This window comes from Actinomadura darangshiensis (genome assembly GCF_004349235.1).
Taxonomy (GTDB): Bacteria; Actinomycetota; Actinomycetes; order Streptosporangiales; family Streptosporangiaceae; genus Spirillospora; species Spirillospora darangshiensis.
Window position 1 is genome coordinate 1 of sequence record NZ_SMKY01000233.1, and the last position, 14,202, is coordinate 14,202.

Annotated in this window: 18 protein-coding genes; 14 read left to right on the forward strand and 4 right to left on the reverse strand. The window is 68.5% G+C overall.

The window, feature by feature from the left end; translation table 11 throughout:
- The 6 genes from E1293_RS34660 to E1293_RS34685 form a co-directional block, all read left to right on the forward strand.
- Window positions 1-1,044: histidine kinase (locus E1293_RS34660; RefSeq protein WP_132202225.1), on the forward strand; the 1,044-nt coding region annotated here is incomplete at its 5' end.
- Window positions 1,045-1,099: 55 nt separating this feature from the next.
- Complete coding sequence (locus E1293_RS34665) at window positions 1,100-1,858, forward strand: LytR/AlgR family response regulator transcription factor (RefSeq protein ID WP_207939263.1); 759 nt, start codon at window positions 1,100-1,102, stop codon at window positions 1,856-1,858.
- 38 nt (window positions 1,859-1,896) lie between these two features.
- On the forward strand, window positions 1,897-2,256 hold the full coding sequence (locus tag E1293_RS34670) for a DUF485 domain-containing protein (protein ID WP_243716974.1): 360 nt from the start codon (window positions 1,897-1,899) through the stop codon (window positions 2,254-2,256).
- Window positions 2,253-3,983 (forward strand): sodium/solute symporter, encoded by a 1,731-nt coding sequence (locus E1293_RS34675; RefSeq protein WP_132202227.1) that lies wholly within the window; start codon window positions 2,253-2,255, stop codon window positions 3,981-3,983. The genes E1293_RS34670 and E1293_RS34675 overlap by 4 nt, the downstream gene beginning before the upstream one ends.
- A gap of 157 nt (window positions 3,984-4,140) precedes the next feature.
- The gene (locus E1293_RS34680; RefSeq protein ID WP_132202229.1) at window positions 4,141-4,503 is read left to right on the forward strand and encodes a DUF485 domain-containing protein; all 363 of its coding nucleotides are present in this window, start codon (window positions 4,141-4,143) and stop codon (window positions 4,501-4,503) included.
- Window positions 4,500-6,110 (forward strand): solute symporter family protein, encoded by a 1,611-nt coding sequence (locus E1293_RS34685; RefSeq protein ID WP_132202231.1) that lies wholly within the window; start codon window positions 4,500-4,502, stop codon window positions 6,108-6,110. The genes E1293_RS34680 and E1293_RS34685 overlap by 4 nt, the downstream gene beginning before the upstream one ends.
- Before the next feature lie 93 nt (window positions 6,111-6,203).
- On the opposite strand, the gene E1293_RS34690 is transcribed toward E1293_RS34685, so the two are convergent.
- The gene (locus tag E1293_RS34690; RefSeq protein WP_132202233.1) at window positions 6,204-6,779 is read right to left on the reverse strand and encodes a DUF2867 domain-containing protein; all 576 of its coding nucleotides are present in this window, start codon (window positions 6,777-6,779) and stop codon (window positions 6,204-6,206) included.
- A gap of 122 nt (window positions 6,780-6,901) precedes the next feature.
- Here E1293_RS34690 and E1293_RS34695 point away from each other — a divergent pair, with 122 nt between their 5' ends.
- The 4 genes from E1293_RS34695 to E1293_RS34710 all read left to right on the forward strand — a co-directional run bounded on the left by E1293_RS34695 (window position 6,902) and on the right by E1293_RS34710 (window position 10,195).
- Complete coding sequence (locus E1293_RS34695; protein WP_207939264.1) at window positions 6,902-7,189, forward strand: TetR/AcrR family transcriptional regulator; 288 nt, start codon at window positions 6,902-6,904, stop codon at window positions 7,187-7,189.
- A gap of 26 nt (window positions 7,190-7,215) precedes the next feature.
- Window positions 7,216-7,995, forward strand: coding sequence for a hypothetical protein (locus E1293_RS34700; protein WP_132202235.1), 780 nt, complete (start codon window positions 7,216-7,218; stop codon window positions 7,993-7,995).
- Between the two features lie 837 nt (window positions 7,996-8,832).
- A complete protein-coding gene (locus tag E1293_RS34705) occupies window positions 8,833-9,216 on the forward strand; it encodes a hypothetical protein (RefSeq protein ID WP_132202237.1) in 384 nt (127 codons plus the stop codon).
- A gap of 268 nt (window positions 9,217-9,484) precedes the next feature.
- Window positions 9,485-10,195, forward strand: a complete 711-nt coding sequence (locus tag E1293_RS34710) for a DUF6193 family natural product biosynthesis protein (protein WP_132202239.1) — start codon at window positions 9,485-9,487, stop codon at window positions 10,193-10,195.
- A 283-nt stretch (window positions 10,196-10,478) separates the two neighbouring features.
- Here E1293_RS34710 and E1293_RS34715 read toward each other — a convergent pair whose 3' ends face one another.
- Window positions 10,479-10,685, reverse strand: a complete 207-nt coding sequence (locus E1293_RS34715; RefSeq protein WP_132202241.1) for a hypothetical protein — start codon at window positions 10,683-10,685, stop codon at window positions 10,479-10,481.
- Between the two features lie 111 nt (window positions 10,686-10,796).
- Window positions 10,797-11,135 (reverse strand): ATP-binding protein, encoded by a 339-nt coding sequence (locus E1293_RS34720; protein WP_165978528.1) that lies wholly within the window; start codon window positions 11,133-11,135, stop codon window positions 10,797-10,799.
- 189 nt (window positions 11,136-11,324) lie between these two features.
- Here E1293_RS34720 and E1293_RS34725 point away from each other — a divergent pair, with 189 nt between their 5' ends.
- The 4 genes from E1293_RS34725 to E1293_RS34740 all read left to right on the forward strand — a co-directional run bounded on the left by E1293_RS34725 (window position 11,325) and on the right by E1293_RS34740 (window position 13,457).
- Window positions 11,325-12,140 (forward strand): helix-turn-helix domain-containing protein, encoded by an 816-nt coding sequence (locus E1293_RS34725; protein ID WP_132202245.1) that lies wholly within the window; start codon window positions 11,325-11,327, stop codon window positions 12,138-12,140.
- Window positions 12,137-12,331: a DUF397 domain-containing protein gene (locus tag E1293_RS34730; protein WP_132202247.1), complete on the forward strand. Its 195-nt coding sequence runs from the start codon at window positions 12,137-12,139 to the stop codon at window positions 12,329-12,331. The genes E1293_RS34725 and E1293_RS34730 overlap by 4 nt, the downstream gene beginning before the upstream one ends.
- A 160-nt stretch (window positions 12,332-12,491) precedes the next feature.
- Window positions 12,492-12,842 carry a helix-turn-helix domain-containing protein gene (locus E1293_RS34735; protein ID WP_132202249.1) on the forward strand — a complete coding sequence of 117 codons (351 nt, stop codon included), beginning with the start codon at window positions 12,492-12,494 and terminating at the stop codon, window positions 12,840-12,842.
- A 45-nt stretch (window positions 12,843-12,887) separates the two neighbouring features.
- Entirely contained in the window at window positions 12,888-13,457 is a 570-nt protein-coding gene (locus E1293_RS34740; RefSeq protein WP_132202251.1) for a hypothetical protein, read from the forward strand.
- On the opposite strand, the gene E1293_RS34745 is transcribed toward E1293_RS34740, so the two are convergent.
- On the reverse strand, window positions 13,458-14,202 hold a 745-nt coding region (locus E1293_RS34745; RefSeq protein ID WP_207939265.1), incomplete at its 5' end, for a GrpB family protein. It lies immediately after the preceding gene.

Consider the following 14,202-nt stretch of genomic DNA (forward strand, 5'->3'; position numbering starts at 1 on the left):
CCCGCGTTCCGGGCCGGGTTGACCGAGCAGGGGGCGCAGAAGGCGGCGCGGCATCTGCGGACGTTGCTCGGCTGCCCCGCGCTCGCGATCACCGATGGGGAGCGGCTGCTGGCGTGGGACGGAGAGCACGACCACCACTCCGAGGGCGTGCTCGGCCACGCCGGGGTCACGCTCGGGAGCGGGCGGACGCAGGTGCACGACGTCCCGTGCGACCGGCTCGACTGCCTCATCCGGCGGGTCGTCGTGGTGCCGCTTGCCACGGATGACCGGGTCGTGGGGACGTTGGCCGCGTATGGCGAGGACGTTCCCGCCGGGCTGATCCGGGCGGCCGAAGAGGTCGCGCAGTGGGTGGACGCGCAGTTGGAGCTCGCCGAACTCGACCATTCGCGGACGCTGCTGATGGAAGCCGAGATGCGGGCGCTGCGGGCGCAGATCTCGCCGCATTTCATCTACAACTCGCTGACGACGATCGCGTCGTTCGTCCGGTCCGATCCGGAGCGGGCGCGGGAGCTGCTGCTGGAGTTCGCCGGGTTCACGCGCTACTCGTTCCGGCGGCATGGGGACTTCACGACGCTGGCCGAGGAACTGCGGTCGATCGACCGGTATCTGCTGTTGCAGCGGGCTCGGTTCGGGGAGGAACTGCGCGTGACGCTGCGGATCGCGCCCGAGGTGCTGCCCGTGGCCGTGCCGTTTCTGTGTTTGCAGCCGCTCGTGGAGAACGCCGTCCGGCACGGGCTGCAGGACAGGTCGGAGCCCGGCCTCATCACGATCATCGCGGAGGACGCGGGCGCCGACTGCGTGATCAGCGTGGAGGACGACGGGATCGGCATGGACCCCGAGGACGTCCGGCGGCTGCTGGCGGGGGAGCGGCGCGTGCCGGGCGGCGAGGAGGAGGCCGCCGGGATCGGGCTCGCCAACGTCGACGACCGGTTGCGGCAGGTGTACGGCGACGAGTACGGGCTGGCCGTCGAGACAGGGCCCGGTGCCGGGACGAAGGTGACCGTGCGCCTCCCGAAGTACCGGCCGGGTGTGACGGCCTCTTGACGCCCGGGTGCTGCGCCGACTGGAATGTGGCGAACGGTACGGGGAGGACGGTGCAGTGGGCCTGCGTGTCCTGGCGGTGGATGACGAGGCGCCCGCACTGGACGACCTCGTCCACCTGCTGCGCGCCGATCCGCGGATCGGCGAGATCCACACCGCGCGGGACGGTGCCGCCGCGCTCCGCAAGCTCGATCGGGCGCTCGCCGACGGGCGTCCCATCGCCGCCGTCTTCCTCGACATCCGGATGCCCGGCCTGGACGGGACCGTGCTCGGACGGGTGCTGGCCCAGTTCGCGCGTGCGCCGCAGATCGTCTACGTGACGGCGTACGAGGAGCACGCGGTCGACGCGTTCGAGATCAAGGCGGCCGACTACATCCTCAAGCCGGTGCGGCCGGAGCGGCTCGCGGTGGCGATCCGGCGGGTGACGGAGGCCGTCGACGAGGACGGGTGGGGGGACGACGGCGAGGTCCCGGCCGAGCCGGAGCCGATGCCCGTCGAGCTGGGCGGGGTGACCCGGTTCGTCAACCCGGCCGAGGTGCTGTACGTCGAGGCGCAGGGCGACTACGCGCGGCTGCACACGTCCGGCGGCAGCCATCTGGTGCGCATTCCGCTCGCCGCGCTGGGCGAGAGGTGGAGCGGCGCCGGGTTCGTGCGGGTGCATCGGAGCCATCTCGTGGCGCTGTCGGCGATCAAGGAGCTGCGGCTGGACTCCGGGCGCTGCACGATCGTCGTCGGCGGCGCCGAGCTGCCGGTGGCGCGCAGGCACGTCCGGGAGCTGCGCGACCTGCTCGTCCGGCGGGCGAGGCGATCCCCCTGAGCGGCGGGGACCGGCGCATCGCGCCCGGCCGGACGCTGGTGACCGGGCCGCGGAGCCGGACCGTCCGGCGCCCCCGGTACCCGGTGACGCGGGAGATCGACGAGCAGACCGGGCTCGGTGAGGCGTACATGCGGTCGCTCCTGCGCACGCAGTTGCGGCTCGCGGTGCGGCTGTGCCTGGTGCTGGCCGTCGTCGTGTTCGGGCTGCCGCTGCTGTTCGCGCTGTTTCCGGCGGTGCGCGAGCAGGAGGTGCTCGGCCTGCCGCTTCCGTGGGTGGTGCTCGGCGGGCTGATCTACCCGTGGTTCGTCGCATGCGGCTGGTGGTACGTCCGGCAGGCCGAACGCAACGAGGACGACTTCGCCGATCTTGTCGACCGTGCCGACGGGGCCGGGGAATGAGCGCCGCCTACGGGCTGGCCGGGGTTCTGCTGGTCGTCGTCGCGACCGTTCTCATCGGTGTGCTCGGGGTGCGCATCTCCCAAACGACGTCCGATTTCTATGTCGCCTCCCGGACGGTGACGCCGCTGCGCAACGCGTCGGCCATCGGCGGCGAGTATCTGTCGGCCGCGTCCTTTCTCGGCATCGCCGGGCTGATTCTCGCTTATGGCGCCGACATGCTGTGGCTGCCCGTCGGGTGGACGGGCGGATATCTGATCCTGCTCGTTCTCGTGTCGGCTCCGCTGCGCCGTTCCGGGGCCTACACGCTGCCGGATTTCGCCGAGGCGCGGCTGGAGTCCATGGCGGTGCGGCGGGTGGCGAGCGTGCTCGTCGTGCTGATCAGCTGGCTGTACCTGCTGCCCCAGTTCCAGAGCGCCGGGCTCGTGCTGCGGACGGTCACGGGCGCGCCGGTATGGACCGGCGGCGTGCTGATCGCCGTCGTCGTCGCGGTGAACGTGCTGGTCGGCGGGATGCGGAGCGTGACACTCGTCCAGGCGTTCCAGTACTGGATGAAGCTGACCGCGCTGGCCGTCCCGCTGGTCTTCCTGCTGCTGGCGTGGCGGTACGACGGCGCGCCCGGCCCGTCGTCGGACGCCCCGCCGCGCTTCAACGACCGGACCACCGTGGCGGTCGGCGTCGCGGTCACGGTGAACGTCGCCGCGCCCATTCAGGTGACCGTGGACGGCCAGGTCGACGGGCGGGCCTATTCCGGTGCGCCGGTGACGTTGAATCCGGGCACGCACCGGCTCTCCCAGGACACGTCCATCACCTTTCCGGCCGGTGCCGACGTCCCGCATGTGAGTGGACGCCCGGTCAGTACCGACCGTCAATGGGCGCTGCCGCTGGGCGGGCGCGACCATTCCCTCTACGCCACGTATTCGCTGATCCTCGCCACATTCCTTGGGACGATGGGTCTTCCGCACGTGCTCGTCCGCTTCTACACCAACCCCGACGGAAGGGCCGCGCGGCGCACGACCGTAATGGTGCTGTCCCTGCTCGGCGCCTTCTACGTGCTGCCCGCCATCTACGGCGTGCTCGGACGGCTGTACACCCCCGAACTGCTGATGACCGGGCGGGCGGACGCCGTCGTCCTCACCCTGCCCGGACGGCTCATCGGCGGGCTCGGCGGCGACCTCCTGGGCGCGCTGGTGACGGGCGGGGCCGTGGCGGCGTTCCTGTCCACGTCGTCCGGTATCACCGTGTCCGTGGCGGGGGTGCTGGCGCAGGACATCCTGCGCGGCGGGGTGCGCTCGTTCCGGGTGGGGACGCTGCTCGCCCTGGTCGTCCCGCTGTGCCTGGCGATCGCCGCCCGGTCGCTCGCCGTCGCGGACGTCGTCGGGCTCGCGTTCGCCGTCGCCGCGTCCACGTTCTGCCCGCTGCTCGTCCTCGGCGTGTGGTGGCGGCGGCTCACCGTGCCGGGCGCGCTGGCCGGCCTCGTCTCCGGCGGCGCCCTCGCGGGGACCGCGGTCGTCGTGACGATCGCGGCCGGGCCGCCGGCGGGGCTGCTCGGCGCGCTGCTCGCCCAGCCCGCGGCCTGGACGGTCCCGATCGCGTTCACCGTCATGATCGTCGTGTCGCTGTGCACGCCGGGACGGGTGCCGCCGGGCGTCGCGCGGATGATGGTGCGCCTGCACACGCCCGAGTCGCTGGCGGTCGACCGGGGCACGTGGCGTCCCCGCAGGGTCTGACCGTTCGTCGCGCCAGACCGACCGTTCATCGACGGGTTCAACACGTCGGCGCCGCGGGACGGCGCCTGACCGCAGGGCCGCCGCCGCCCTCTCGTCCCTCCCGAGCAGGCTCTTTACCGTGGCGCGTGACCGGCGTCACAACACAGGAGGGGCCGTCGTGTCCGTCGACAAGAACGCCACCGGCACCGTCTATGAACGGTTCCAGGGCGGCGCGGAGTTCCAGGAACTCCGGCGTAGATTCCGCCGATTCGTATTCCCCATGACCGCGGCGTTCCTCAGCTGGTACCTGCTCTATGTCGTCCTGTCCGGATGGGCGCGCGACTTCATGGGCACCGAGCTGTTCGGCTCCATCAACATCGCGCTCGTGTTCGGACTGCTGCAGTTCGTCTCGACGTTCGCCATCGCCTACTGGTACGCGCGGCACGCCGAGCGCCGCCTGGACCCGGTCGCCGACGAGCTGCGCGCCGAAATCGAGGCCGAGAGGGCGCCGGCCGTGGAGATCGCGAAGGACGCCACATGAGCAACGAGACCCTCTCGATCATCCTCTTCTGCGTCTTCGTGGCCGCCACCCTGGCGATCACCGTGTGGGCGAGCCGGAACACCAAGACCGCCACCGACTTCTACGCCGGCGGGCGCTCGTTCACCGGCGCGCAGAACGGCCTCGCGATCGGCGGCGACTACATGTCGGCCGCGTCCTTCCTGGGCATCGCCGGGCTGATCGCCCTGTACGGCTATGACGGCTTCCTCTACTCGATCGGGTTCCTCGTCGCCTGGCTCGTGGCGCTGCTGCTGGTCGCCGAGCTGCTGCGCAACTCCGGCCGGTTCACGATGGCGGACGTGCTGGCGTTCCGGATGAGCCCGCGTCCCGTCCGGACGGCCGCCGGCGTCTCCACCATCGTCGTGTCGATCTTCTACCTGCTGGCGCAGATGGTCGGCGCGGGCGCCCTGGTCTCGCTGCTGTTCGGCTTCACCAGCGACTTCGCCAAGGGCGCGACGATCGCGCTCGTCGGCGTGCTGATGATCGTGTACGTGGTGTTCGGCGGGATGAAGGGCACCACCTGGGTGCAGATCGTCAAGGCCGTCCTGCTGATGACGGGCGCGACCCTGATCACGCTGCTGGTGCTCGGCCACTCCGGGTTCAACCTGTCCAGCCTGATGAACGACGCCGCGGACCAGAGTGGCAAGGGCGGCGCGTTCCTGGAGCCCGGACTGCGCTACGCCACCGAGGACTCGGGCCTGTCCGGCAAGCTCGACCTGATCAGCCTCGGCCTCGCGCTCGTCCTCGGCACCGCCGGGCTGCCGCACATCCTGATCCGCTTCTACACCGTCCCGACCGCCCGCGACGCGCGCAAGTCGGTGCTGTGGGGCATCGGCATCATCGGCGTGTTCTACCTGCTCACCCTCGTCCTCGGGTTCGGCGCCGCCGCGCTCGTCGGGTCCAAGGAGATCGCCGCCGCCAACCCGGCCGGCAACACCGCGGCACCCCAGCTCGCCGAACGCATCGGCGAGATCGTCTTCGGGGAGGCGGGCGGGACGATCCTGCTCGCGGTCATCGCGGCGGTCGCGTTCGCGACGATCCTCGCGGTCGTGGCGGGCCTCACCCTGGCCTCGTCCTCGTCCTTCTCGCACGACCTGTACGCGCACGTGTTCCGCAAGGGCAAGGCCACGGAGCGGGACGAGGTCCGCGTCGCCCGCATCTCCGCCTTCGTCATCGGCGCGGTCGCGATCGTCCTCGGCATCTACGCGCAGCGCCTCAACGTCGCGTTCCTCGTCGCGCTCGCGTTCGCGGTCGCCGCGTCGGGCAACCTGCCCGCGATCCTCTACAGCCTGTTCTGGAAGCGGTTCAACACCACCGGCGCCGTCGCCGCCATCTACGGCGGCCTCGGCTCGGCGATCTTCCTGGTCGCCTTCTCCCCGGTCGTGTCGGGCGACGACAAGGCCCTGTTCACCGACACCGACTTCAGCTGGTTCCCGCTCAGCAACCCCGGGATCATCTCCATCCCGTTCGGTTTCCTGTGCGGCTTCGTCGGCACCCTCCTCAGCAAGGAGTTCAACGCGGCCAAGTACGCCGAGATCGAGGTCCGCTCCCTGACGGGCGCGGGCGCCGAGGCGGCGACGAAGGATTGATGCGCGCCGCGCGGGCGACCGTCGCCCGGTCCCGCGCGGCCCTGCGGCCCCGTCCCCCACGCCCCCGGGACGGGGCCGCCTCCTTGCGCGGCGTCAGACGGTGCTCGGCTGGGCGCCGCGCCACTTGCGGGCGATCGTGCGCATCAGGGTCGGGTACACGAGCAGGTACCGGAACGGCAGGATCGCGGCCATGTAGGCCCTTCCGAACAGGCCGTTCGGCTTCACCAGAACGGCCATCTGGCCGCGGTGACCACCCTTCCCGTCCGGGACCCAGGCGAGGTGCATGACTCCGTGCATCGTCCTGTTGGCCAGCTCGGCCGCGTACTCGTCCCCGGTCAGGTACAGCGGCTTGAACGGCAGTCCGCCGACCCCGGGGCTGGACGAATCGCGCAGATCGTCCGGCAGCCGGTCGCGCAGCGTGGGCCCGCGCTCGGCCTCCCGGTCCAGGCCGAGCAGCCGGCCGAGCGTCCAGCGGATCTTGAACAGCACCCCGGCGGCGCCGGAGAGCCGCCCGTCACCGGCGCCCATCTGCGCCACCAGCCTCGGGAAGTCGTCCGGGCCGCCGGGCGTGTCCAGCGCCCACACGTCCTCGACCCGAAAGTCGTGCGCGATCTCATGAACCCGCCAGGGGCGATCCGTGTGCGCGCTTTTAGGCAGCTTCCCGGTCATCCCAGCCACCTCCATTGCTCGGACGGACGCTCCGTCCTGGCTCGCCCTCAAATATACGGCACCGTATAAATCGGGCTTGCGCGGGGTCGAGCACAGCCGCGTGCGGGCGGTCGTGGGGGACCATGCCCACCGTCATCCGCGCGCCCCACAGCAGCCGGATCGAGCAGGGGCCAAAGCCCCTCGCCCACCGGCGGCCCGACGCCGTGCGCGTCGAAGTCCTCGCGCAGGCGCTGGACGTCACTAAGGGCGGCTTCTACGGGCACTTCGCCGACCGTAAAGCGCTGCTCGCGGCGCTGCTCGACACCTGGGAGCGCGGCCTTGAGAGCAGGCGCGCTCGCGTCCCGCTGATGGCCGTCCAGAAACGGACAATTCGCGAACGGTCGCCGGCTTTCGATCGATGGTCCTGTTGACACGCTGGCCTTACCGAGGAGAGCCAATGCGCGCCCGAACCATCACCGTCCTCCTGCTCGGGGTCCTGGCGGCCTTACTGAGCCCGGTGGGCGCCGCCAACGCCGCGACACCGCTGACCGCCACCATCACCTGCGACAGAACGGCCAACACCATCTCCGCCCGGCTGTCGGGCAACGCCTCCACGATGCCCGCGGGCCGCGCGGTCATCGTGGACTTCACCGTCCTGACGGGCAGCTCGGTCACCATCGGCGGCACATCCGCCGCGCTGCCGGACGTCGGCAGGCGGCTCGCCAGCGTGCCGGCGACGGTCGGGTCCGACTGGTCGCTCAACGTCGACGGCTACACCAAGCCGTGGAACGCGGCCGACTACAGCTTCTACACCGAAACCGTCCGGGTGAGCCTCCGTGCCCCCACGGGCGAGCAGCTCGGCAACCGCACGGACGGCACCTGCACCTACGACACCCGGACCCAGTTGGCACTGACGTGCGACCCCGCCACGAACACCTTCGCCGCCCGTCTGGAGGGCGAGAACTTCACCCCCGGCCAGCCGCTCAAGGTGAGGTACTACAACAAGCCCGTCTTCCAGGCCACGGCGGACGGCATCCGGTGGACGACCACGCCCTACCTGACCGCCGAACAGGACTTCACGCCCTCGGCCGACGGGACGTGGGTGAACACCGCCTACGCCGAGACCGTTACGCCGCACTACTACCTGTCGTATGACGTCAGGGCCGACGTGACGGAGCGGCAGACCGGCCGGATCGTCGCCCGTGCCACCGCGTACTGCCTCTACACCGCCCCCTGACCGGCGCCGCGGGGGCGTCCTCCCGCAGGAGCCACCGCCCCCGCACCCGCGCAGAGATCGCCGCCCGCTTCCTCCTGAGCCTGTTTCCGGCGGGCTCGATGGAGCCGGTCGCCCAGCTTCTGAGATCTCTTCGCCGTGACGGGGCCGTGTTCGGCACCGGCGACGGCGATGAGTCTGTTTGAGGTTCTCCCACTCGAACTGGCGGGCGACTGAGGCCGCCACCCCTCCTGTCTTTAGACCGAGGGTCTTACGCCGTTCTGCGAGCCGGTGACCGTCGCTGTAGGCCTGGTTGCGCTTGTGGGCCTCGCCCACCGCCTCTTCGCCACCGGCTCCGGAGGCTACGGTTCGTCCATCCAGTCGGGCCCCACTCGAGCAGAGTTGGCAGCGGCGCGTCGCCGCGCCCAGAAAGCCCGCACTGACAAGGCGGAGCGCCGCGAACGTCGCAAAGCCCAGCGTAATGCGAGGCCGATTCCCCAAAAGCTCCTCGGGCCTGCCTACGCTGCCCCCGGGACCCGGATAAGCGTAGGCAAGGGCCAGGCCCCCAGCAGGACGGCGGGCACCAAGAACGTTGTCCATGACAACACCGCTAGACAACGCGACATGCGCAGTCAGGCCAGTGCGGTAGCCGGCGATCCCCGTCGCGAATCAGGAGCTGGCAGCCCAGGCTCCGAGCGGAGGCTCGGGTGCGCCGCTCGCACCGGGGAACAATACCGGTGGGGGAATGGCTCGGCAGGAGCCGGACCTGGCGGCCGGAGTACTGGAGGACATGGCAAGTTCTCCTGGACAGAGGAATTGCGACAGGCCGACGAGTTCATGAGGGGCCTGATGATGGGCGCCATGGAGGCGACGCCTCTCGGCCCTATCCTGATGATCCCGGGCTTAAAGGAAGCGATCGCCGGAGCGGGCGGCCTAGACGCCGAATCCGGCGCGTTCAAGGCAGGCGGTTACGTCTGGGACGCCATCAGCGTGGTGGCCGCTGGAACCGGCGCGGGGCGGGTCGCCGCCGAGAAGGGCGCGGCCGAGGGCGGTAGCGAGTCGATCCTCGTTCACAATTGTGACGATCTCGCATTGGGATTCCAAAAAAAATACTTGCCTGGTTTGCGAAAGATTTCGGCGCCAGATTCTTTGGTGTGGCTGAAGAAGGGAAGCGCGAGGGATATCGGCGGCCTCTGGTGGAAAGGATGCTGGGCAGCGGGAAAGGAAAGGTGTATGTCAATTTGACCGGCACGGCAGATGACTTCGCGACCATGGCTAGAAAAAGTCTCATGGTGCTGCTCATGGAGCGAGTGCTACCGAAGAGGAGATGGGGTGGATCGCGAGGGCGGTTAGGAATGGTCAGCGTGACTGGGGTACGATCAAGTTCTACAGGAACGGTGGCGAGATTCACGTGCCTGAACCTCACTGGGCGACCATCACGACAGACAGATACGGGCTTCGCTGGCTGGCCAGTTAACTGGACCAATGAAGGCAGTTTAGGAATGGGGTCCCCATGGCTGGTCGACTAGCAGAGCGGATCAGTGCGCTCGCCCGAAATCTTGGAGTCCAATGGGCAACTGAGAGGGTCGACGAACTGGATGATGACGGGCTGCACGTCCGGATAGCAGTCGAACATGGAACACTCTTCGTTTACACGCCCTCAACCGGCGCGGGTCTCGTTGTCGAAATCTGGCGAGAGGGGTATTGCTGGATCTCCGGTCTCGCACCAGATTTGAACGTGGTGATTGATCTCGCCATTGCCTGGAATTCGGACATCTCCCTGGCGGCAGTTAGTGGCCGATGGCCTTTTCTGCAATACGATGAGCTTGCTGCCGCGCGAGAACGAGGCAATACTGTCGAGGTCCAATGGGCGACTCTTTTGGAAGACGCAGATCTTAAAAATCGCATGCATGAACTCCTGGCGACTTCATGCGATAATCCCACTTTGCGAAAATTGTTCCCATGGGTCGGCCAGCATGGATCCAGACTCGGCTTTAGTCGGTGCACCGGATATCCATACACCAAAGACATTCCTGTCATTGACCTAACTGAGGGCTACTTTCGGGTGACCGACATTTCTTCGGCAATAGTTCTCGGTGTTTTTGTAAATCTCTTGGATGCCTTGAATGTGGTCATTGATGGAATCCCCGCCTGGGTTGGGCCCGCTGTTCCCGGAACCGCTGAGGAGGTTGAGAGATCGATTCCTGGTCGGCCGCCTTGGTGATCTCCGTGGCGGCGGCTTGCGTCGGCGACAATGGTGGGGATCATCGCCGCAGCCGTCGGATCAGGCACCGGGTCCGGTACACCAGGCCCGGTCCCAGCAGGTAACCCGCCATGACTCCGAAGAGGAGGCAGACCGCCCCGAAAAGGAGGAACAGCCGCAAGCGCTGTGGGACTTGCTCCCCATCACGGACGGACTCCGACCTGGGCCCCGACCGCGTGTGCGATCGTGTCGGCGGCGACGTCCGGGGCGTTGGCCGCGCCGATCGTGGCGCGCCCGTGGCGGCTCAGGTGAACACCCAGGAGCCGCGGATGAAGTCGGCGCCGATCTCTGTGAAGTTGCTGGGCGACTCGGCGTTGATCGCGTGCAGCACGGGTGTGCCGCGGCGCGGGACGATGCCGCACGACATCCCGCCGCGCTTGCGCACGGCCTCGTCCAGAGCGGTCAGGAACGGGCGCCGTCCGCTCATGGCCGTCAGGTGGTCAGTGGCCATCTTCGTGCTACCTCCCGTCGAGGGTCACGCCTGGACTGCCGATGTGGACGTGCGTGTGGAGCCGTCCAAGGGTGTTGGTGCTCTGGTTCGTGAGGGCGGACTCGAAGCCCGCTACGGGTGCATCCGCGACCAGATCCACTTGCCGCCGGCGGGGTCGACGATGACGCCGCACTTGGTGGACAGGGCTTGGACGATGTGCAGGCCCCAGCCGCCGTTGTCATCGAACGCCTCCTCGGACAGGTCGAGGTCTTCGAGGGTGAGTTCGGCCATCGGCTTGGCTTGCGGGAGGGCGTCGGCCGCGTCCCAGACGGCGATGATGACGCCGTACGCGTCACGGGTGATCTGGAGGCGGATCTCTTCACACGGCGTCTGGCGGGCCGCGTTCGTGACAAGTTCCGAGACGATGAGAAGTGCATTGTCGAGAATGTGGAAGTAGTCCCATTTGCGCATTCGTGTGTCCACGAAGGTGCGTGCGAGCCCCACTGCGGCGGGCGTACCAATAAGGGGCATAACCGACTCTCCGGTCGCCGTCATCACTATCATCCCGTCCTTGCCCGAGTTTCCGATTTTCTGTGACAAGGATCACCGGAACGTTCTAGGCTTTCGCTGTAGACGGAGGAATTGAAAACAGGAGGAACGATGCCGATCGTGCGCGACCCCCTCGACCCCAAGATTTCCATGTGGCACTTTCTCGCCTTCTGCCTGCGGTTTTGGCGGGAGAAGCTGGGGCTATCGCTGACCCAGTGCGGCGAGATCATCGGCGTTGCCCGGTCGACTGTTTCCAACATGGAGGCGGGACGACGGCGTCCGCAGGATGATCAAATGCGCCTGCTCGACAAGGCTTACGGAACCGGGGTGCTTTTCCAGGTTTTGCTCTGGTTTGCCCGAATGGCGCATGACCCGGACTGGGGCCGCCAGATCGACAAGTACGAGGAGGAAGCCGTCTCGATCAAGAGCTACCACGGCCAAGTCATCCCCCTCGTGCTCCAGACCGATGACTACACATGGGCCTACGTCAAAACCAGCCACTTCAAGGACCTGGACGCCACCATGGCGCGTCGGGTCGCGAAGAAGAAGGCGTACTGGGACAAGGGGGACGCCCTCCTCACGTGGACGCTGATCGACGAGGCGGTCCTGATGCGTCCAGCCGGAGGAAAGGAGGTCATGAGAGAGCAGCTTGAGCACCTGCTGGTGATGGCCGACCTCCCTCACGTCAGCCTGCGCGTGATTCCGTTCTCCTCGGGAGAGCACATGGGCGTAGGCGGCTCAGTGCAGATCATCGGCCTGGAGGACCGGGACGTCGCGTACTCCGGTGCGTTGAACGGCGGACGGCTGATCGAATCACCTGGCGAGGTTCGGGAGCTTTCGATTACGTTCGACCGTATCGGCGTGAAGGCTGCCTCAGAGGAGGCTTCGCGCGAGATCATCAAGCGGTACTTGGAGATGTACAGATGATTGTCCAGTGGCGCAGGAGCTCTCACAGTGGCGCAGCCAACGACGAGCAGTGCGTTGAGCTGGGACGACTTGCGCCAGGGGCCGGGATCGGTGTTCGGGACAGCAAGGATCCGGACGGCGGGCACCTCACTCTGTCCCTTGTCCGGTTCGCCGGCCTGATCGAGCAGGTCAAGCAACACCCGACCCGCTGACCGTCCCGTCCCGATTCCCCCGGCCAGTCACTCAAGGTGAGGTACAGCAAGCCTCCCGGGCCACGGCTGACGGCATCCGGTGGCAGACCGGACGGGTCGTTGCCCCGCGCCCTCGGCGGCGGTGTGCGGGAGCTGCGGACGTCGAGACTCCGGAGGGATCATGAGCAGTCGGCGGACCAGCCCGCACGTTCTTCTCGGCGACCACCCTGGCCTGGCCGCCAAGCGTGACACCGACGAGTACCGGCTCGCCCACGAGGAAGCGCGTCTGGCGCTCGCCCTTGGCCGTGCCGTCTACGCTCGGCGGACCGAGCTGGGCATGTCCCAGACCGAACTGGCCGGCCGTGCCGGGATGCGTCAGCCCGCTGTGTCCCGTATCGAATCGGGCGGCGGGGGGGTGCCGACCCTGGCCGTGCTGAACCGGCTCGGGCACGCCCTCGGCTTGCGGTTTCGGGTCATCGTCGGTGAGGGCGACGCCGGCGCCGCGGAAACCGAACTGCTCGCCACCGCCTGAGGAACCGGGAACTGCTGATCGGCAGTCACTTCTTCGCCGCCGACCATGGGCCGCGCACCCGCAGCGAGCGCGCCGGCCGCTTGCTTCTCGAAGCCCGCTGAGGAGGTACCGCTGGACACCGCGCCCGTCGGCCGCAGCGCCGAGATCCGTGGAGTGGCGGCCGCCCTTACCGGCATCGCCCAGCGGGTCGCGTCCCTCGACCGCGCTCTCGACCGGGCGCTGCGGGAACGCACCCACGCCGTCGCCTTCGTGCCCGCCCGCCGCCACGCCGCCGCCCGCGCCCTCGCCCGCCTCCGCGCGATCGACCGGGCGAAGGACGGCATCTACGAAATCGATGTGGACTTCTCCCACGAGCTGATCGAGGCCCTTTCGCTCATTTCCTTCAGGCTGGACGTTCTCGGAGGCGCCCTGGTGCATGTGCCGTCCTATGACTTTCCCGTCGACCGCTCCGAGACTCGCGGCTGGATGCGTCTGATCGGCCGGGAACTGGGCCTCGACATCGGCCTCGTTTCCCGCGTCGACCCCGACGCGATCCGGAGGCTGCACCGCGACCTTGCCGAGGCGGTGGAGAAGGCCCAGGTCCGCGTGGGCATGCTTCTGGAAGACTCCCCATGATCAGCGGCTCGTCTCGTTCTCGGCGCGGGTGAGGGCTTGGGCGATCCAGGGCATCTTGGTGTGGCCGTAGGCGTCGACGTCTTGATCGACTTGGGCGGCCACCTCCCGTTTCAGGGACGCGTACTCGTCGCGGTGGCGCTGATCGGCGCGGAGCCAGTTGCGGAGGAGGAGCATCTCGCGCCAGATGGGCGAAGAAGCGGGGTGGAAATGGACGTTGGCCGGACGTCCGGGATCGGCGTCCACCGCTACCTGCTCGTCATGGTGGGAGCAGTGCCGGTCGATGCCGTAGAACGGGCCGGGGACGTGGACGAAACCGGCCCGGTGGCTCTCCGCCGCGCAGGCGATCGCGGTGTCGAGGTCGTCCACGACCACCTGGAGGTCGATGATGTCCTTGGCGGGCAATCCGGGGACGGCGGTCGATCCGATGTGGTCGATGCGGTGGGCGCGGTCTCCTATGGCTGCGGCGAGCCGGGCCATGAGGCGAGCGGCCTGGTCCGTCCAAGACGGGTCAGGCTCCGCCAGCACCACCCGCTGACGTCTGGGGGCGCGCCTGCGCAGGGCGAGGTTGGCCGCGAACGGCGATAGGCGGCGCTGCCACAGCTCGGGTAGGTCGCACGGGTCGCTCACCCAGACGTCCACCTGTGTGTCGTGCGGTCGTGGGGTGCTTTCCACGCCGATGGCCAGGTGGCAGGAGGCCGCGTCCGGCACGGGAACCTGAGTGATCTGGACGTCGGGGGTGGTGGCG